Below are 18,190 nucleotides of genomic sequence, written 5' to 3'. Positions count from 1 at the left end.
CCGGGCGCGGGTCCTACGCCCCGACGAGACTCAGCTAAAAGGTCCGGGAAGGGCTGCGCGTGCCTCACGTAGGAATGTCCGCGTAGTTCCCTGGGGTGATGAGCAGGGAGTTGTCGATGGCGGCGCGCCGTGAGATCACGAAGAAGTTCGCCCGCGAGTATGCGAAAGCAGGCAAGGAAGAGAAGGGCCGGCTGCTGGACGAGCTTGTGCACGCGACAGGCTGGACGCGTGATCACGCGCGCCGCGCGATCCGTGCCGCGAACGCACGCAAAGGTGCCGCGCGCGATCAGCAGCGTAAGCCGCGTGAGCGGAAGTACTCCTACGATGCGCTCGTGGTGCTGCAAGAAGTCTGGCGGCTGTCCGGGCAGCCGTCGGGAAAGTACTTCGCGGCGATCATGGACGACACCCTCGAACGCCTCGTCCGCTTCCGTGAGCTCGGCAAGGTCGAGCAGCGGGTCACACCGGAGGTGCTGGACGAGTTGCGATCGATGAGCGCCGCGACGATCGACCGGTACCTGAAACCGCACAAGGACGCCGCCTACCCGGTCGCGGTCTCGGGCACGAAGCCGTCCCACATCCTGCGCTCTTCGATCCCGACGCGCACCAGCATGGACGCCCCGCTGACCGTCCCGGGGTTCCTGGAGCTGGACACCGTCGCGCACTGCGGCCACTCCCTCAAAGGCGAGTTCCTGCGCACCCTGACCGGCACCGACCCGGTCGCGGGGTGGACGATGCTGCGCACGATCCGCAACAACGCCTACGTGCACGTGCACGGCGCCCTGGAATGGATGGTGAAGAACGCGCCCGTCCCGGTCGCCGGGCTCGACTTCGACAACGGATCCGAGTTCATGAACTGGGGCGTGATCGCCTGGGCGGACAAGAAGGAGATCCCCGTCACCCGGGGGCGTCCCTACAAGCACAACGACAACGCGCACGTCGAGCAACGCAACGGCGACTGGGTCCGCAAACACGCGTTCCGCTACCGCTACGAGACCGAGGCGGAGATGACCCTGCTCAACGAGCTCTGGGATTTCGTGATGGCCCGCAAGAACCATCTGCTGCCCTGCGTGAAAGCGATCGACTGGACCCACACCGCAGCCGGCCGGAAGAAGCGCGTCTACGACAAGCCACGTACCCCCTACCAGCGGTTGCTCGACGCCGGTGTGCTCGACGAGAAGACCCGCGCCCGACTGGAGCGCGAGCATGCGAAGCTGAACCCGGCACGGATCACCCGACGGATCAACCAGATCCAGCAACAACTCATCGAACTCGCCGCCGCCCGCACCCAGGGCACCCGCCCCGCCGCCTGAGCTACGCGGACATTTCACGTGAGGCAAGCATCACTCACTCCCGGACATCTTGACGTGAGGCAAGACGCGCCCTGGCCCGGGCGGCGAACCGGCCGTCGTGCTCGGTCAGCCCGATGGGCAGGCCGAACGTCTCGGTCAGCGACGCCTCGGTGAGCGCCTCCGACACAGGACCGGCCGAGACGACCGCGCCGTCGCGGATCAGCAGCACATGTGTGAAGCCCACGGGGATCTCTTCGACGTGATGGGTCACCATGACCATCGCGGGCGTCGTCGGCGCCTGAGCGTAGCCGCCGAGCAGTGCGAGCAGCTCCTCGCGGGCGCCGAGGTCGAGGCTCGCGGTGGGCTCGTCGAGCAGCAGCAGTTCGGGATCGGTCATGATCGCGCGGGCGATCTGCACGCGCTTCTGTTCGCCGTCCGACAGGGTGCCGAACGTGCGGTCCGCGAGGTGGTCGAGCTTCCATTCCGCGAGCACGCGCAGCGCACGCCGCTCGTCGATGTCCTCGTACTCCTCGCGCCAGCGCCCGGTGACCGAGAAAGCGGCGGTGAGCACGGTGTCGAGCACGCTCTCCTCGCGCGGAATCCGGCGAGCCATGGCGGAGGAGGCGAACCCGATGCGCGGACGCAGCTCGAAGACGTCGGTGCGCCCGAGCCGCTCACCGAGGACGTGGACCTCGCCCGCCGTGGGGTGGATCAGCGTGTCGGCCAGCTGCAGCAGCGTGGTCTTTCCCGCGCCGTTGGGCCCGAGGATGACCCAGCGTTCGTCGTCGGCGACCCCCCAGGTCAGGTGATCGACGATGTCGCGCCCCTCGCGGCGCACGACGACATCACGGAATTCCAGCACCTGGCCCATATGCTCCAGCCTATCGGCTCGCTGCGCGACTACCCGTGAGCCGCGGCGACCTCGGCGTACAGCGCCTCGGTCTGCGCGGCGATCTGTCGCCAGCTGAACGATTCGGCTGCCCGCCGGCGTCCCGCACGGCCGTACTCGGCCGCGCGCTCGGGATCGGCGACGACCTCCGTCAGGACCGCGGCGAGGTCGCGGACGAACCGATCGGCGTCGATCGGTGTGCCCGTGCCGTCCTGCATCTGCTCGATCGGCACCAGCCTGCCGGTCACGCCGTCCGCGACGACCTCGGGGATGCCTCCCGTCGCCGTTCCGACGACCGCCGCCCCGCACGCCATGGCCTCCAGGTTCACGATGCCGAGCGGTTCATAGACGGAGGGGCATACGAAGGTGGTCGCGGCGGTCAGCACCGCGCGCAACTCCGTGCGCGACAGCATCCGATCGATCCAGACGACGCCCTGGCGCGTCCGTTGCAGACCGAGGACGGCGGCGGCGACCTCCTCGAGGATCTCCGGCGTGTCGGGGGCGCCTGCGCACAGCACGAGTTGCACGTCGGGCGGGAGCAGTTCGGCGGCACGCAAGAGGTAGGGCAGGCCCTTCTGCCTCGTGATGCGGCCGACGAAGACGATCGAGGGCCTCGCCGGATCGACGCCCAGCGACGCCGCGAGCGCGGGATCATCGAGGGGCGCCCACTCCTCGGTGTCGATGCCGTTGTAGATCACACGCACGCGGGCGGGGTCCAGGGCCGGGTAGCAGCGCAGGATGTCGTCGCGCATGCCCCCGCTGACCGCGATGACCGCCGCGGCGGCTTCGTAGGCCGTCTTCTCGATCCAGCTCGACACGGCGTACCCGCCGCCCAGCTGCTCGGACTTCCAGGGACGCAGCGGCTCGAGACTGTGCGCCGAGACGATGTGCGGGATGCCGTGCAGCAACGCCGCGGTGTGTCCGGCGAAATTCGCGTACCAGGTGTGGGAGTGCACGACGTCGGCGCCGGCGACGTCGCCGACCATCTCGAGATCGACGCCGAGCGTCTGGACGGCGGGGTTGGCGGCGGACAGACCGGAAGGCACGCCGTAGGAGGTCGTGCCGGGCTCGTCGCGGGGTGCGCCGAAGGCGTGCACACGCACATCGATGCGCTCTCGGAGCGCCTTCACGAGCTCGGCGACGTGGACGCCGGCGCCTCCGTAGACCTCGGGCGGATATTCCTTGGTGACGACGTCGACGCGCATGCGAGTAACGCTAGTCCCCGCCCCGGCGGGGGCATAGTCTGTGGGCATGCCTACAGGGACGAAGGTCTTCGGAATCATCCTCGCGGGGGGCGAGGGCAAGCGACTCATGCCTCTCACGGCAGATCGCGCGAAGCCCGCGGTTCCCTTCGGCGGTCAGTACCGCCTCATCGACTTCGCGATCTCGAATCTCATCAATTCGGGCCTGCGGCAGCTCGTCGTGCTCACGCAGTACAAGTCGCACAGCCTCGATCGGCATATCTCGCAGACGTGGCGGATGTCCCCCATGCTCGGTGCGTACGTGGCCTCCGTGCCGGCGCAGCAGAGACTCGGCAAGCGCTGGTTCTCGGGGTCTGCCGACGCGATCCTGCAGAGCCTGAATCTGATCAACGACGAAAAGCCCGACATCGTGGTCGTGATCGGCGCCGACCACGTCTACCGCATGGACTTCCAGCAGATGCTCGACGCGCACATCGCATCCGGCGCGCGCGCCACGGTGGCCGGCATCCGCCAGCCCATCGGCATGGCCGATCAGTTCGGCGTCATCGACGTCGAGCCGGACGATCCGACGCGCATCCGCGAGTTCCTCGAGAAGCCGCAGAACGCAGTCGGCCTCGCCGACGCCCCGCACGAGGTGCTGGCATCGATGGGCAACTACATCTTCGACGCCGAAGCGCTGCGCGAGGCCGTCGAGGCCGATGGCGAGGTCGCGACCTCCAACCACGACATGGGCGGCGACATCGTGCCCTACTTCGTGAATCGCGGCGAGGCCGCCGTGTATGACATGAAGCGCAACGACGTCCCCGGTTCGACGGATCGCGACCGCTCCTACTGGCGCGATGTGGGCACGATCGAGTCCTTCTTCGACGCGCACATGGACCTCATCTCCACGCTGCCGATCTTCAACCTCTACAACATGGACTGGCCGATCCATTCACAGGCGGTCAACTCGCCGCCCGCGAAGTTCGTGCGCGACTCGGTCGGCCGCATCGGCAACGCGATCGACTCGATCGTCTCGCTCGGCTCGGTGCTCTCGGGCACGCATCTCGAGCGCAGCGTGGTGGGCCCGTGGACTCTCGCGGGCGGCGGTTCGACGATCACCGACTCGGTGCTCTTCGACCACGTGCGGGTCGGCGCGGGTGCCCGCATCCATCGCGCGATCCTCGACAAGGGCGTCGAGCTGGCGCCCGGGGCGACGGTCGGCGTCGATCGCGAACGCGACATCGCGCGCGGCTTCACCGTGACCGAGACCGGGATCACGGTCGTGGGCAAGAACATCCACGTCGAGGCCTGACCCGCGCGGTCTCCGCGCGCACGTTCGCTAGCCTCGAGGGGTGCCTTCGACCCACCCCCGGCTTCTCGTCGTGCTCGATGCCGACTCCACCCTGATCCGCAACGAGGTCATCGAGCTGCTCGCCGACGAAGCAGGCAGGGGCGCCGAGGTCGCCGCCGCGACCGAGGCCGCGATGCGCGGCGAGGTCGACTTCGCCGAGAGTCTGCGCTCCCGCGTCGCCGCCCTCGCGGGAGTGCCCGTCGCGGCCTTTCCGAGGGTGCTCGCGCGCATCGAACCCACCCCGGGGGTGCGGGAGCTCGTCGCGGCGGTCCACGCCCGCGACGGCATCGTCGGTGTCGTCTCGGGGGGTTTCCACGAGATCCTCGATTCGATCGCCCCTTCCCTCGAGATCGACGTCTGGCGGGCCAACCGCCTCGCCGTCCGCGACGGCGTGCTCTCGGGCGACGTCGAGGGCGAGATCGTGGATGCCGCGGTCAAGGCGACGATGCTGCGCGCGTGGGCCGACGAGCACGGTGTGCCGGCCGCGCGGACCGTCGCCATCGGAGACGGGGCGAACGACCTGCATATGATGCGCACCGCCGGGCTCGGCCTCGCGTTCAACGCCAAGCCCGCCGTGCGGGCGCAGGCCGACCTCGTCATCGGCGCGGTCGATCTGCGCGAGGTGATCCCGCTCCTTCCGCGCTGACCGTTCCGGATGTCCGCGCCCGGGCGTAGCGTCGAGGCATGGACGTCATCCTGGTTCCCGGACTGTGGCTCGACGCGTCGTCGTGGCAAGGGGTGATCCCCGTCCTTCAGTCCGCCCGGCACACGGCCCATCCGCTGACGATGCCGGGCGTCGGGGCGGGGCATCCCACGGAGATCGGCATGACGGAATGGATCGAGGCCGTCGTCCGCGCGATCGACGGGCTCGAGGGTCCCGTTGCGCTCGTGGGCCACTCCGGGGGCGGCAACGTCGTGCACGGCGCGGTCGACGCACGCCCCGACCGCGTCTCGCGGGCGATCTACCTCGACACCTTTCCTCCCGTGGACGGGGGGATCGTGTGGGAGTTCCCCGTCGTCGACGGTGTCGTGCCCTTTCCCGGCTGGGACGCGTTCGACGATGCCGATGTGCGCGGCCTCGACGACGACGCCCGGGCAGCGATCGCCTCTCGCATGCGCGACGTGCCGGCCGCCGTCCCCTCGCAGCCGATCTCGCTGCGCGACGATCGGCGCTTCGACGTCCCTGCGACGGTCATCATGTCGAGCCACTCCGCCGAAGAGATGCGGGGGTACATGCGCGACGGCGCGGAGTGGGCACTCGAGCTCACGCGCATCCGCGATCTCGAGATCATCGACCTGCCCACCGGACACTGGCCCCAGTTCAGCCGACCGGCCGATGTCGGAGAGGTGCTGGTGCAGGTGCTGGCGGGGTGAGCTCGGGGCTCAGTGGCCCATCCCGAGCCCGCCGTCGACGGGGATGACGGCGCCCGAGATGTACGCGGAGTCGTCCGAGGCGAGCCACGTGACCACGCCCGCCACCTCGTCCGGGGTCGCGAACCGCCCGGCGGGGATGCTGCGCTTGTACTCCGCCTGCGTGTCCGCCGGCAGTTCCGCCGTCATGTCGGTCTCGATGAACCCGGGAGCGACGACGTTGGCGGTGATGCCCCGCCCTCCCAGCTCGCGGGTGAGCGAGCGCGCGAACCCGACGAGCGCACTCTTGGAGGCGGCGTAGTTGATCTGCCCGGCCGAACCGTAGAGCCCGACGACACTCGAGATGAGGATGACGCGACCCCATCGGGCACGCAGCATCCCCTTGGAGGCACGCTTGACGGCGCGGAACGTGCCGCCCAGATTGGTCGCGATCACCGAGTCGAAGTCGTCCTCGCTCATGCGCAGCAGCAGGGTGTCCTTCGTGATCCCGGCGTTCGCGACGAGGATCTCCACGGGGCCGAGCGCCGACTCGACCTCGCCGAAGGCGGCGTCGAGCGAAGCGGAGTCGGTGACGTCGGCGCGCACCGTCAGCGTGCCCTCCGGTCCCTCTCCCGAGCGCGCGGTGACCGCGACGCGGTAGCCCTCCCGGACGAAGCGCTCGGCGATCGCGCGGCCGATGCCGCGGTTTCCGCCGGTGACGAGGACGACGCGTTCGGTGGACATGGTGCTCCCTGGGTCGCGGGTGACGAACCGCCCCAGCCTAGCCATTCGGCTCGCGCCGAGCGCCCCGAGGCCGTGTCGGATTGAACCGCCGTTCCCCACCTGGGAGGCTGGGGTGGGGCCTGGACGGTCCCGCTCCCACCGATCTGGAGGACACCGTGAGCGCTGACAACCCCGCCGGCGGAACCGATCCGAACCGCACGCCGAGCGCGCCGCCGCCCTACGCAGCCCCGCAGGGCGCACCGGCCGCCGACTCCGCTCCGGGCTACCCCGCCGCGCCCGGCTACCCCGCCGCGCCGGGATACCCCGCCGCTCCCGGCTACGGTTACGGCGGCGCCGCGCCGCGGACGAACACCCTCGCGGTCGTGTCGTTCGTCAGCTCCCTCGTGGGAATGTTCGTCGTGCCCCTGATCGGGTCGATCGTCGCCGTGATCACGGGGCACATGGCACTCTCGCAGGTTCGCCGCAGCGGCGAGGGCGGGCGTGGACTCGCCCTGGCCGGAACCATCATCGGGTGGGTGGGCGTCGCCTTGGCGGTGCTCGGGATCATTCTCGTGCTCGCGTTCATCCCCTTCTTCTTCACCATCGTGCAGACACCGCCCACCATCTCCTCCTGAGCGGGTCCCGCGCGGTCGCGGCGGCGTACCCTGGTAGCACCGTGAGATCGTCCACCCCGCCACCGTCGTCCACCTCGCTGCCGCAGGCACCGCGAGACGAGGCCGCCGCGCGTTTTCGGCGATACGCGACGACGATGGCGGTCCGTATCGCGTGCTTCCTGCTCATGGCGTTCGTGACGCCCTACGGGTGGTATACGTGGGTCTTCGCGGCGGGAGCGGTCTTCCTCCCCTACGTCGCCGTCGTCCTCGCGAACGTGGGCATGGATGCACGTGCACCTCGCGCCGAGAACCCCGAACGCGCCCTCCCGGCCGCCGCGCCGCGCGCTGCTGCGTCGAGCGCGATGCCGCCGAGCGCGCCCGCCGTCATCCGCATCTCCGAGATCCCCCGAAAACCCGAGGACCAGGTCCCGTGAGCGAACCCGCACCGTGCGCGCGCGCCGGCTGCCGCGAGATCGCTCGCTGGCAGGTCGTCTGGCGCAACCCCCGCATCCACTCCGCGGAACGCCGCAAGATCTGGCTGGCGTGCGGCGACCACGTCGACTACCTGCGCGACTACCTCGCCGCGCGGGACTTCCCCGTCGAGGTCGCGCCGTTCACCGCCCCGCAGACGGAAACCCCCGCATGAGCGCGCACCCCTCTCGCGGGATGAGCATGCAGCGGGTCCCGACGGCGGGTCGCTGGGCGATCTACATCGCGCTGGCCGTCGTCTTCGCGATCGCCTGCGCGTTCCTCGCCGACTGGCAGTTCACCCGCAATGAGGAGCGCGCCGCCCAACTCGACCTCGTCGCCCGCAACTACGACCAGTCCCCCGTCCCGCTGAGCACGCTCATCGCGGGAACATCGGACTTCGACGCCGACGACGAGTGGCGGCCCGTCGCGCTGCAGGGACGCTACCTGGCGGACGAGGAGGTGCTCGTGCGCAACCGTCCGCGCGGCGGAACGAGCGCGTTCGAGGTGCTGACGCCCTTCCTGCTCGATGACGGCCGCATCGTCATCGTCGATCGGGGCTGGGTACCGCCGGCATCCGACAGCGCCGATCCCGCCGCGGTTCCCGCCGCCCCCGCGGGGGACGTCATCGTCACCGCGCGTCTCCGGCCGGGCGAGCCCGCTCCCGCGTCGGGCCGGGGTGCACCCGACGGGCAGGTGGCGACGATCGATCTGCCCCTCATCGCCCAGGACACGGGGGCCACGACGGTGACCGGGGCCTATGCGCTCATGGTCGCCGAGGAGCCAACGCCCGCCACTCGCCCCGAGCCGATCGATCCTCCCACCGCGGATCCCGGTCCGCATCTGTCGTACGCGATCCAGTGGATCCTCTTCGCCGTGATGGGATTCATCTTCATCGGCTACGTGATCCGCACCGAGATCACGCATCGGCGCGAGGATCTCGCGGACGCCGCCCCCGATGACGGTGCACCGAGTCCGCCCCGCCCCCGACGCGACAGGAGCGGGCGACGTCGCGACAGCGACATGGAGGACGAGGACGCCATCCTCGATGCCGCGTCGCGCTGACGGCCCGCCGGATCACGGCATCCCGCGGGCTGCCTGCGGCCGTCGACGCGCAGAAGTCAGGCGAGGGTGATGAGCTCCTGGTACTCGCGGTTCCAGATGTCCTCGACGCCGTCGGGCAGGATGAGTACGCGCTCGGGGTTGAGCGCCATCACCGCGCCCTCATCGTGCGAGACGAGGACGACCGCACCCTCGTAGTGTGCAAGTGCCCCGAGGATCTCTTCGCGCGACGCCGGATCGAGGTTGTTCGTCGGCTCGTCCAGCAGCAGCATGTTGGCCGATGACACCACGAGCGTGGCCAGCGACAGCCGGGTCTTCTCTCCACCCGAGAGCACACCCGCGGGCTTGAGCACGTCGTCTCCGGTGAAGAGGAACGACCCGAGCACCTTGCGCGCCTCGGTCGCGGTGATGTCGGGTGCCGCAGACATCATGTTCTCGAGCACCGAGCGGTTCACGTCGAGATTCTCGTGCTCCTGTGCGTAGTAGCCGATCTTGAGGCCATGGCCCGGTTCGAGCTGCCCTGTGTCGGGCTTGTCGACCCCGGCGAGGATGCGCAGCAGCGTCGTCTTGCCCGCGCCGTTGAAACCCAGGATGACGACCTTGGACCCCCGGTCGATCGCGAGATCGACATCCGTGAAGATCTCGAGCGACCCGTACGACTTGGACAATCCGGTGGCCATGAGCGGGGTCTTGCCGCACGCCGCGGGCTTGGGAAAGCGCAGCTTCGCCACGCGCTCGTCCTGGCGCACGTCATCGAGTCCCGAGAGCATCTTCTCGGCCCGCGCCACCATCTGATGGGCGGCTGCGGCCTTCGAGGCCTTCGCGCCGAATCGCGCAGCCTGCAGCTGCAGGGCCGTCGCCTTCTTCTCGACGTTGACGCGCTCCTTCTTGCGGCGTTCCTCGTCGGCCACGCGCTGGCGCAGGTAATTCTTCCAGTTCATGTTGTACACGTCGATGACCTGGCGGTTGGCATCGAGGTAGAACACACGGTTGACCGTCTCGCCCACGAGCTCGACGTCGTGACTGATCACGATCAGCCCGCCCTTGTAGTTCTTCAAGAACTCGCGTAGCCACACGACGCTGTCGGCGTCGAGGTGGTTGGTCGGCTCGTCGAGGATCATCGAGTCCGCGTCCGAGAAGAGGATGCGAGCCAGCTCGATGCGTCGTCGCTGCCCGCCCGACAGCGTGCTCAGCGGCTGATCGAGCAGGCGATCCGGCAGCGACAGGTTGTGCGAGATCGTCGCCGCCTCGGCCTCGGCGGTGTAACCGCCGAGCGCCTCGAAACGCTCGGTGAGCGCGCCGTACCGCTTCATCGCCTTCTCGGCGACGGCGGCATCGTCATCGCCCATCGCCAGCGCCGCCTCGTGCATCTGGATCGCCAGCGTGCCGAGGCCTCGTGCGTCGAGGATGCGCGTGCGCGCGAGCATCGAGGGATCTCCCGAGCGCGGGTCCTGCGGCAGGTACCCCAGCTCGCCGGACCGGTCGACACGTCCGTCGGAGGGCAGCAGGTCACCCGCGAGCACCTTGGTCAGCGTCGTCTTGCCCGCTCCGTTGCGCCCGACCAGGCCGACCTTGTCGCCCGGCGAGACGCGGAAGGACACGTCGGACATGAGCACGCGGGCGCCTACGCGGATCTCGAGGTCGTGCACGGCGAGCACAGCGGATGTCCGTTTCGTCGGTGGGATGGATACAAAGGCCCGAAGGGACCAGCCCCCTAGTATAAGTCGGGAGCCGGCCCCCGCTCGGGTCGGCCGTCGTCTCTGACGCCGAAGGAGCCCCATGTCATCCCTCGCCGCCCCCGCACCCCACCGGGTGCTCGCCGATGTGATCGCCCGCCCGTCCTCGCGTGCTCGTGCGTTCGCCGTCGACGCCGGACTCGTGATCGCGGGCGCCGCGATCGTCGCCCTGCTCGCGAAGGTCGCCGTGCCGATGTGGCCCGTGCCCATCACGGGTCAGACGCTCGGCGTCATCCTCGTCGGCGCGGCGCTCGGCTCACGCCGCGGCGCGGCGGCGCTCACGACGTACATGCTCGCGGGCCTCGCCGGGCTTCCGGTCTTCGCCACCGCGCTCGCAGGGCCGCTCTACGTGCTGACACCGTCGTTCGGATTCATCCTCGGCTTCATCCCCGCCGCCTTCGTCGCGGGCTGGTTCGCCGAGCGTGCGTGGGACCGCCGACCCGCGCTCGCCTTCGTCGGCTTCATCGCCGCGAGCATCATCCCGTTCCTCGTCGGCGTGCCCTACATGGCCCTGATCCTCGCCACGGTCGTCGGCGTCGAGGTGACGTTCGCATCCGTGCTCTCGGCCGGAGTCCTGCCGTTCATCCTCGGCGGCATCGTCAAAGCCGCGGTCGCCGCGCTGCTGATCCCCCTCGCATGGCGCGGCGTGCGCGCCCTCGACGAGCGCAAGTGACAGCATCCCGCTCATGATGAACGCCCCGGTCGCCCGGGGCGTTCATCGTTTCACGCCAGGGCGCCGATGCGCGTGATCGCCTCGGCGAGCACCTCGGGCGCGCACCCCACGTTGATGCGCACGTGCCCGCGCCCCTGCTCGCCGAAGAGGGGGCCATGGTGCAGGGCCACCCGCGCCTCGCGCAGGATCTTCACCGCGGGGTTCTCGCCCCACTCCAGATCACTCAGGTCGACCCAGGCGAGGTATCCCGCCTCCGGCACGCGGAACCGCGCGGCCGGCAGGTGCTCGGCCAGGAGATCGGCCAGCAGCAGGTGGTTGGCCCGGAGCGCCTCGAGCAGCGAATCCAGCCAGCCATCGCTCTCGGGCGCGAACGCCGCGGTCGCGGCGAGGGCACCGAAAAGCCCGGTGCGCCACTCGACCTCCGCCGGCATCGCCCGCAGAATGCCGGCGTGGTCCTCGTCGCCCGCGATCATGAGCGCGCACTTCAGACCGGCGAGATTGAACGCCTTGCTCGCGCTGGTCACGGTGAGGCCCACGCGGGGCGCGGTGTCGGAGGAGCTCAAGAAGGGTGTGAAGCCCGCATCGGGCTGCGTCAACGGGGCATGGATCTCGTCGCTGACGACGACGGCTCCGAACGCGGCCGCGAGCTCGGCGAGAGCCGCGAGCGTGGACCGCGAGTGCACCGTCCCGGTCGGGTTGTGGGGGTTGCACAGCAGCACCGCGCGGGCGCCGGCCGCCAGCGCCGCCTCGATGCCCGCCAGATCGAGCGCGAATCCGTCGCCTGTCTCGATCAGCGGCACACGCTGCGCCACCCCACCCGCCTCGGGGATCGCGTCGAAGAACGGCGGATAGACGGGGGTCGTGACGATCACGCGGTCACCGGGCTCGATCACGCGCCGGAGGATCTCGACGACGCCCATGATGACATCGCCGGTCGTGCGGATGTGAGACGGATCGACCTGCCATCCGAAACGGCGGGCAGCGAAGCCCGCGTAGGCGGAGCGCACGCCGGGGTCCGGCGGTGTGTAGCCGGTGTCACCCAGCGCGACCGCGCGCTCGAGTCGAGCGGTGATCGCGGGCGCCAGCGGAAAATCGGTCTCGGCGACGAAGAGCGGGATCACGTCGTCGGGGTACGTGCGCCACTTCGTGCTCGAACGCTGACGCAGCAGATCGACGGGCAGGGCTTGAAGCGGCATCGTACTCACCCGACGAGCCTAACCAGCGTTTCGAGGAGTCGCCGATCGGGGCGTCAGATGGCGAAACCGAGCGCGCCTGCGCTCAGGATGCTTCGCTCGACCTGCTCGATGGGGGCGTACCAGCCGCGATCGAGGATGAAGGACTGCAGCATCCTGTCCAGGCCGAGAACGATGCCCAGACCCGTGAGGATGAGGAGCGCGCCCATCGTCCGACGAAACCATCCATGCGGGTCGGCCAGCCACCCGAGCCTTCGCACCAGCGCGGTGCCCGCGAGGGCGATGGCCAGCAGCGCGAGGGCCAGGCCCGCCGCGTAGGCGGCGGTGTAGAGCACGCCCGCGACGAAACCCGTCGGGAGCACCGTCGCGACAATGAGGGCGTACGTAGGGCTGCAACTGTTGAACGCAGGGCCGAGCGCCGCGCCGAGCGCAACATCGCCGACGACCCCGCGGCGCTCGTGATGGCGCGCGAGGGCGCGGCCGGACCAGGCCTGCACGCCCGACGCGACGACGATGCGATCCCATGCGGCCGGTGCGAGCATGGTGACGCCGATCGCAGCGACGAGGCCACCCGAGACGAGTGCCCATACCCACAGGGGGACGCCGAGCAGGGCGGTGCTCGCCTTCAACAGGAGTGTGAAGGCCACGACCGACACCGCGAGGCTGAGGGCGATGACGAACGGACGCGAACGCCGCGTCGGCCCGTCGGCGGTGCGCGCGGCGGTGCCGCCGACGATGACGGGCAGCAGCGGAAGCACGCACGGCGCGAGGACGGTGAGCACGCCCGCGGCGAAGGACGCCACCGTCAGGAGGAGCATGGCTCACCCCACCCCGAGACCGGCGAGCACTCTCGCCAGCGTCGGATCGTCGTAGGGCACCATCGATGCCGCGGATTCCTCGGCGGCATCGAGCAGCACGACCGTCGTCTGCAGCCTCACCCCGTGCCGCTGTCGAAGTTCCTGGTTCGTGTCGTAGTCGACTTTGAAGATGGTGACGCCGGGAGGAACCCCCTGCGCGAGGATGTCCTCCTCCAGCGCGCGGCACTGCGGGCACCAGTCCGCATGGAAGAAGAGGATGCGTGTACCCGTCGCTGCCGCCACGGCGTCGTCGGCGTAATCCACGTAGGCGCCGGCTGGCACGGAATCCCGGGCCTCGGACGACGGCGAAGGATCATCGGGAGCGGCAGACGAAGGGGCGGGCTCGCCGGTGCCCCGTATCGGAGTCGGCGCCACCGTCGAGGACACCGACGCGGGACCGCTCTGCGCAGCCGCGACGCCGAGGATCGCGCCGCCCAGGACGAGGACTGCGGCCGACGCGAGGACGAGCACGGTGGATCTCTTCATCCACCCATCGTCGCGCGCAGAAGAGCCCCCGGCTGCGCCAGGAGGGGACTGTCTCCGGTTTGTCTCAGATGGCGAACCCGAGCGCGCGCATCATGTCGCGCCCGTCGTCGGTGATGCGCTCCGGGCCCCACGGCGGCATCCACACCCAGTTGATGCGGAACCGGTCGACGACCTCGTCCAGGGCCTGCGCGGTCTGCTCCTCGAGCACGTCGGTAAGCGGGCAGCCCGCGCTGGTGAGGGTCATGTGGATGACCAGGGCGTCGTTCTCGTCGTCCCAGGCCAGGTCGTAGATCAGACCGAGGTCGACGACGTTGATGCCCAGCTCGGGGTCCATCACGTCTTTGAGAGCCTCGGTGACCTCGTCGAACTTCTCGGGAGTGAGGGTCGCGGTCATGACGGAATCCTACGCGTCGATCTCGGCCGGCGGCGCGAACCGGTCATAGCCCTCGTTCTCGAGGCGGTCGGCCAGCTCGGGGCCGCCCTCCTCGACGATGCGCCCGGCAACCATCACGTGCACGAAGTCGGGGTGGATGTAGCGCAGGATGCGCGTGTAGTGGGTGATGAGCAGAACGCCAAGGTCGGTCTCGGACTTGGCGCGGTTGACACCCTCCGAGACGATCTTGAGCGCGTCGACGTCGAGACCAGAATCGGTCTCGTCGAGCACGGCGATGCGCGGCTTGAGGAGCTCGAGCTGCAGGATCTCGTGGCGCTTCTTCTCGCCGCCCGAGAATCCCTCGTTGACGTTGCGCTCGGCGAACTTGGCGTCCATGCGCAGGTTCTTCATCGAGCCCTTGACGTCCTTGATCCACGTGCGGATGCCGGGGGCCTCGCCGTCGATGGCGGTCTTGGCCGTGCGGAGGAAGTTGCTGACGGTCACGCCGGGGATCTCGACCGGGTACTGCATGGCGAGGAAGAGTCCCGCACGGGCGCGCTCGTCGACGCTCATCGCGAGGACGTCCTCGCCATCGAGCGTGATCGTGCCCTCGGTCACGGTGTACTTGGGGTGTCCCGCGATCGTGTAGGCGAGGGTGGACTTGCCGGAGCCGTTCGGGCCCATGATCGCGTGGGTCTGGCCGGTGCTGATGGTCAGCGTGACGCCGTTGAGGATCGGCGTCTGGCCGGCATCGGTCTCGACGGTGACGTGCAGGTCGCGGATTTCGAGAACAGACATGGTGGAGGTTCCTTCGGTGGGGCCGGGGACCGGCCGGGATTCGGTGCGGCCGGTCAGAGGGCCGAAGTGGAGACGGGGCAGGTCATGAGACGGCCACGGTAGCGTCGGGATCGATGAGCACGTCGTCGCCGTCGATCTCGACGACGTAGACGGGCACCGGCTCGTAGGCGGGGAGGTTGAGGGGCTTTCCCGTGCGGAGCGAGAACGCCGAGCCGTGCGCCCAGCACTCGAGCGTGTCGCCCTCGACGAAGCCGTCCGAGAGCGAGATGTCGCCGTGCGTGCAGGTGTCGCCGATCGCGTGCACGACACCGTCGGCATCGAGCACGATCGCCATCGGCTTGCCGTCGAGCTCGACGCGCTTCGCGGTGTCCTGCTCGAGCTCACTGAGACCGCAGGCGCGCTGCAGGCTCATGCGCGGGCCCCGTCGGCGAGCTCCGTCTCGACGAGCGCCGTGAGCTCGTCCTCGAGGGCGGGCACGCCCACCTTCTGCACGATCTCCGCGAGGAAGCCGAGGACGACCAGACGTCGCGCCTCGTCCTCGGGGATTCCGCGCGCCTGCAGGTAGAACAGCTGCTCGTCGTCGAAGCGACCCGTTGCGCTCGCATGGCCCGCGCCGGCGATGTCGCCCGTCTCGATCTCGAGATTGGGGATGGAGTCGGCGCGCGCGCCCTCCGTGAGGACGAGGTTGCGATTGGCCTCGTACGAGTCGGTGCCCACAGCATCCCGCCCGATGAGGACGTCGCCGATCCAGACGGTGCGCGCGCCCTCGCCCTGCAGCGCGCCCTTGTAGAGGACGTCGCCGCGCGTCTGAGCGCCCTTGTGGTGCAAGTAGACCTGGCTCTCGAGGTGCTGCGGGGCATCGGCGAAGGCGAGCCCGTACAGCTCGCCTTCCGCGCCGGTGCCGGCGAGTTCGACCGAGGGGTTGACCCGCACGAGCGTCCCGCCGAAGCTCACGATCGTGTGGCGCAACCGCGCGTCACGGCCGACCCGGGCCTGGTGCGCCGCGAGGTGAACGGCGGTGTCATCCCACTCCTGCACCGACACGACGTTCAGATTCGCCCCGTCCCGGACGACGATCTCGACGTTCTCGGCGAACAGCGCGGATCCGGTGTGGCGCAGAACGACCGTGGCCCGCGAGTGCGGGTGGGCCTCGATCACGATGTGCGCGTGGCCGGGTCGCTCAGCCCCCGTGCCCGCGAGCGACACGACGACGGGCTCTGCGTACTCCGCGTCGGCGGGGATCGCGATGTGCAACGCGTCGGCCACGCGCGTCCATGCGATCGCGCTCGGCAGGTCTTCGGGGGTGAAGGCCTCTCCGCGCGGGGCGGCCCCGTGAGCGAGGGTGGATGCCGCAACCGGACCGGTCGTCGACACCCGCACGGCACCGGGGTCGCCGTCTTCGTCGGCGAACAGGGGCGAAAGCGCCGCGATCGGCGTGTGCTTCCAGTTCACCTCGCGCCCCGTGGGGGCGGCGAAGTCGGCCGGGTCGTACGAACGCGGACGCTCGGAGCGCGTCTGGATCGGGACGTGGGAGGGCGCGCCGGCGGCAGGGGTGTTCCCCCATCCTCCGTCGGTGTGTGCCTCGCTGCCGGGCACGTGGCGGGGGGTGGTCGTGGTCGTCATCTAGCCGACGGATCCTTCCATGCCCATCTCGATGAGCTTGTTGAGCTCGAGCGCGTACTCCATGGGCAGCTCACGCGCGATCGGCTCGATGAAGCCGCGCACGATCATCGCCATCGCCTCGTCTTCGGGCAGCCCGCGACTCATCAGGTAGAACAGCTGCTCTTCACTGACCTTGGACACGGTCGCCTCGTGACCGAGCTGCACGTCATCGACACGGATGTCGATCGCGGGGTACGTGTCGCTGCGCGAGATCGTGTCGACGAGGAGTGCGTCGCAGCGCACGGTGTTGGCCGAGTGGTGCGCATTCGCGTCGACCCTGACCTCGCCGCGGTAGCCCGCGCGACCGCCGCCGCGAGCGATCGACTTGGAGACGATCGACGAGTGCGTGTACGGGGCCATGTGGATCATCTTCGCGCCCGCGTCCTGGTGCTGACCGGGACCCGCGAACGCCACGGAGAGCGTCTCGCCCTTGGCGCGCTCGCCCATCAGGAAGATGGAGGGGTACTTCATCGTCACCTTGGAGCCGATATTGCCGTCGATCCACTCCATCGTCGCGCCCTCGTGCGCCACGGCGCGCTTCGTGACGAGGTTGTAGACGTTGTTCGACCAGTTCTGGATCGTCGTGTAACGCACGCGGGCGTTCTTCTTCACGATGATCTCGACGACGGCCGAGTGCAGCGAGTCGCTCTTGTAGATCGGCGCGGTGCAGCCCTCGATGTAGTGGACGTAGCTGCCCTCATCGGCGATGATCAGCGTCCGCTCGAACTGACCCATGTTCTCGGTGTTGATGCGGAAGTAGGCCTGGAGCGGGATCTCGACGTGCACGCCCTTGGGGACGTACACGAAGGACCCACCCGACCACACGGCGGTGTTCAGCGCCGCGAACTTGTTGTCGCCCGCGGGGATGACCGCGCCGAAGTACTCCTCGAAGAACTCGGGGTGCTCGCGCAGCGCCGTGTCGGTGTCCATGAAGATGACACCCTGCTGCTCGAGGTCCTCGCGGATCTGGTGGTAGACGACCTCGGACTCGTACTGTGCGGCGACACCCGAGACGAGGCGCTGGCGCTCCGCTTCGGGGATGCCGAGGCGCTCGTACGTGTTGCGGATGTCCTCGGGGAGGTCCTCCCACGACTGCGCCTGCTTCTCGGTCGAGCGCACGAAGTACTTGATGTTGTCGAAGTCGATGTCGCTGAGGTCGGCGCCCCACGTCGGCATCGGCTTGCGGCCGAAGAGCTGCAGGCCCTTGAGCCTGGTCTTCAGCATCCATTCGGGTTCGCTCTTGAGCGACGAGATCCCCCGAACGACGCCCTCGCTCAGGCCTCGCTGCGCGATGGCTCCGGCGGCGTCGTCGTCGTGCCAGCCGAACTCGTAGACTCCCAGCCCAGCGAGTTCGGGGCGATCGATCAGCACCTCAGACATGGTCGTACTCTCCTCTCGGGCCGCAACGGTGTCATCCGCCCCGGCATTCCGACTCGATCGCATCGATCCGGACAAGCCGCTGGTGGGCCCTCTCAGAAGCGC

The 18,190-nt window shown here is 69.3% G+C and carries 21 protein-coding genes; 9 read left to right on the top strand and 12 right to left on the bottom strand.

What is annotated here, in order from left to right; genetic code table 11:
- Nucleotides 1–98: 98 nt before the first annotated feature.
- A complete protein-coding gene (locus tag AB2L57_RS08930; RefSeq protein ID WP_409046856.1) occupies nt 99–1,310 on the top strand; it encodes an integrase in 1,212 nt (403 codons plus the stop codon).
- 34 nt (nt 1,311–1,344) lie between these two features.
- Here the strand turns inward: AB2L57_RS08930 and AB2L57_RS08925 are convergent, their stop codons facing one another.
- Together AB2L57_RS08925 and glgA are read right to left on the bottom strand one after the other, a co-directional pair.
- Nucleotides 1,345–2,160, bottom strand: coding sequence for an ABC transporter ATP-binding protein (locus AB2L57_RS08925; protein ID WP_409046855.1), 816 nt, complete (start codon nt 2,158–2,160; stop codon nt 1,345–1,347).
- A 29-nt stretch (nt 2,161–2,189) separates the two neighbouring features.
- Nucleotides 2,190–3,383: a glycogen synthase gene (gene glgA / locus AB2L57_RS08920; protein WP_292811375.1), complete on the bottom strand. Its 1,194-nt coding sequence runs from the start codon at nt 3,381–3,383 to the stop codon at nt 2,190–2,192.
- Nucleotides 3,384–3,429: 46 nt separating this feature from the next.
- Here glgA and AB2L57_RS08915 point away from each other — a divergent pair, with 46 nt between their 5' ends.
- From AB2L57_RS08915 to AB2L57_RS08905, 3 genes are read left to right on the top strand one after another with little or no spacing between them, the layout of a single operon-like run.
- Nucleotides 3,430–4,674, top strand: coding sequence for a glucose-1-phosphate adenylyltransferase (locus tag AB2L57_RS08915; RefSeq protein ID WP_292811373.1), 1,245 nt, complete (start codon nt 3,430–3,432; stop codon nt 4,672–4,674).
- 40 nt (nt 4,675–4,714) lie between these two features.
- Nucleotides 4,715–5,359: a phosphoserine phosphatase SerB gene (gene serB / locus AB2L57_RS08910; RefSeq protein ID WP_292811370.1), complete on the top strand. Its 645-nt coding sequence runs from the start codon at nt 4,715–4,717 to the stop codon at nt 5,357–5,359.
- Nucleotides 5,360–5,397: 38 nt separating this feature from the next.
- Nucleotides 5,398–6,087, top strand: a complete 690-nt coding sequence (locus AB2L57_RS08905; protein ID WP_292811368.1) for an alpha/beta fold hydrolase — start codon at nt 5,398–5,400, stop codon at nt 6,085–6,087.
- Nucleotides 6,088–6,096: 9 nt separating this feature from the next.
- Here AB2L57_RS08905 and AB2L57_RS08900 read toward each other — a convergent pair whose 3' ends face one another.
- A complete protein-coding gene (locus AB2L57_RS08900) occupies nt 6,097–6,807 on the bottom strand; it encodes a beta-ketoacyl-ACP reductase (protein WP_292811366.1) in 711 nt (236 codons plus the stop codon).
- A gap of 155 nt (nt 6,808–6,962) precedes the next feature.
- Here AB2L57_RS08900 and AB2L57_RS08895 point away from each other — a divergent pair, with 155 nt between their 5' ends.
- From AB2L57_RS08895 to AB2L57_RS08880, 4 genes are read left to right on the top strand one after another with little or no spacing between them, the layout of a single operon-like run.
- Nucleotides 6,963–7,421, top strand: a complete 459-nt coding sequence (locus tag AB2L57_RS08895; protein WP_292811364.1) for a DUF4190 domain-containing protein — start codon at nt 6,963–6,965, stop codon at nt 7,419–7,421.
- 41 nt (nt 7,422–7,462) lie between these two features.
- Nucleotides 7,463–7,834: a DUF3099 domain-containing protein gene (locus AB2L57_RS08890; RefSeq protein WP_292811362.1), complete on the top strand. Its 372-nt coding sequence runs from the start codon at nt 7,463–7,465 to the stop codon at nt 7,832–7,834.
- Nucleotides 7,831–8,046, top strand: coding sequence for a hypothetical protein (locus AB2L57_RS08885; RefSeq protein WP_292811360.1), 216 nt, complete (start codon nt 7,831–7,833; stop codon nt 8,044–8,046). Before AB2L57_RS08890 ends, AB2L57_RS08885 begins: the two co-directional genes overlap by 4 nt.
- A gap of 26 nt (nt 8,047–8,072) precedes the next feature.
- Nucleotides 8,073–8,933, top strand: coding sequence for an SURF1 family protein (locus AB2L57_RS08880; RefSeq protein ID WP_292811401.1), 861 nt, complete (start codon nt 8,073–8,075; stop codon nt 8,931–8,933).
- Between the two features lie 56 nt (nt 8,934–8,989).
- On the opposite strand, the gene AB2L57_RS08875 is transcribed toward AB2L57_RS08880, so the two are convergent.
- On the bottom strand, nt 8,990–10,588 hold the full coding sequence (locus AB2L57_RS08875; RefSeq protein ID WP_292811358.1) for an ABC-F family ATP-binding cassette domain-containing protein: 1,599 nt from the start codon (nt 10,586–10,588) through the stop codon (nt 8,990–8,992).
- 121 nt (nt 10,589–10,709) lie between these two features.
- Here AB2L57_RS08875 and AB2L57_RS08870 point away from each other — a divergent pair, with 121 nt between their 5' ends.
- Nucleotides 10,710–11,339, top strand: a complete 630-nt coding sequence (locus AB2L57_RS08870; RefSeq protein WP_292811356.1) for a biotin transporter BioY — start codon at nt 10,710–10,712, stop codon at nt 11,337–11,339.
- Nucleotides 11,340–11,389: 50 nt separating this feature from the next.
- Here AB2L57_RS08870 and AB2L57_RS08865 read toward each other — a convergent pair whose 3' ends face one another.
- The 8 genes from AB2L57_RS08865 to sufB form a co-directional block, all read right to left on the bottom strand.
- The gene (locus tag AB2L57_RS08865; RefSeq protein WP_292811399.1) at nt 11,390–12,535 is read right to left on the bottom strand and encodes a MalY/PatB family protein; all 1,146 of its coding nucleotides are present in this window, start codon (nt 12,533–12,535) and stop codon (nt 11,390–11,392) included.
- Nucleotides 12,536–12,588: 53 nt separating this feature from the next.
- A complete protein-coding gene (locus AB2L57_RS08860) occupies nt 12,589–13,350 on the bottom strand; it encodes a cytochrome c biogenesis protein CcdA (RefSeq protein ID WP_292811354.1) in 762 nt (253 codons plus the stop codon).
- Between the two features lie 3 nt (nt 13,351–13,353).
- Entirely contained in the window at nt 13,354–13,875 is a 522-nt protein-coding gene (locus AB2L57_RS08855; RefSeq protein ID WP_409046854.1) for a thioredoxin family protein, read from the bottom strand.
- Between the two features lie 64 nt (nt 13,876–13,939).
- Nucleotides 13,940–14,269, bottom strand: a complete 330-nt coding sequence (locus AB2L57_RS08850; RefSeq protein ID WP_292811349.1) for a metal-sulfur cluster assembly factor — start codon at nt 14,267–14,269, stop codon at nt 13,940–13,942.
- A 9-nt stretch (nt 14,270–14,278) separates the two neighbouring features.
- The gene (gene sufC, locus AB2L57_RS08845; protein WP_292811347.1) at nt 14,279–15,046 is read right to left on the bottom strand and encodes a Fe-S cluster assembly ATPase SufC; all 768 of its coding nucleotides are present in this window, start codon (nt 15,044–15,046) and stop codon (nt 14,279–14,281) included.
- 82 nt (nt 15,047–15,128) lie between these two features.
- Nucleotides 15,129–15,458 carry a non-heme iron oxygenase ferredoxin subunit gene (locus AB2L57_RS08840; RefSeq protein WP_292811346.1) on the bottom strand — a complete coding sequence of 110 codons (330 nt, stop codon included), beginning with the start codon at nt 15,456–15,458 and terminating at the stop codon, nt 15,129–15,131.
- Entirely contained in the window at nt 15,455–16,669 is a 1,215-nt protein-coding gene (gene sufD / locus AB2L57_RS08835) for a Fe-S cluster assembly protein SufD (RefSeq protein WP_292811344.1), read from the bottom strand. Before sufD ends, AB2L57_RS08840 begins: the two co-directional genes overlap by 4 nt.
- A complete protein-coding gene (gene sufB, locus AB2L57_RS08830) occupies nt 16,670–18,088 on the bottom strand; it encodes a Fe-S cluster assembly protein SufB (RefSeq protein ID WP_292811341.1) in 1,419 nt (472 codons plus the stop codon).
- Between the last annotated feature and the right edge of the window lie 102 nt (nt 18,089–18,190).

It is taken from the genome of Microbacterium sp. HA-8, assembly GCF_046111165.1.
GTDB lineage: Bacteria > Actinomycetota > Actinomycetes > Actinomycetales > Microbacteriaceae > Microbacterium.
This window is presented reverse-complemented; position numbering and strand designations above follow the sequence as displayed.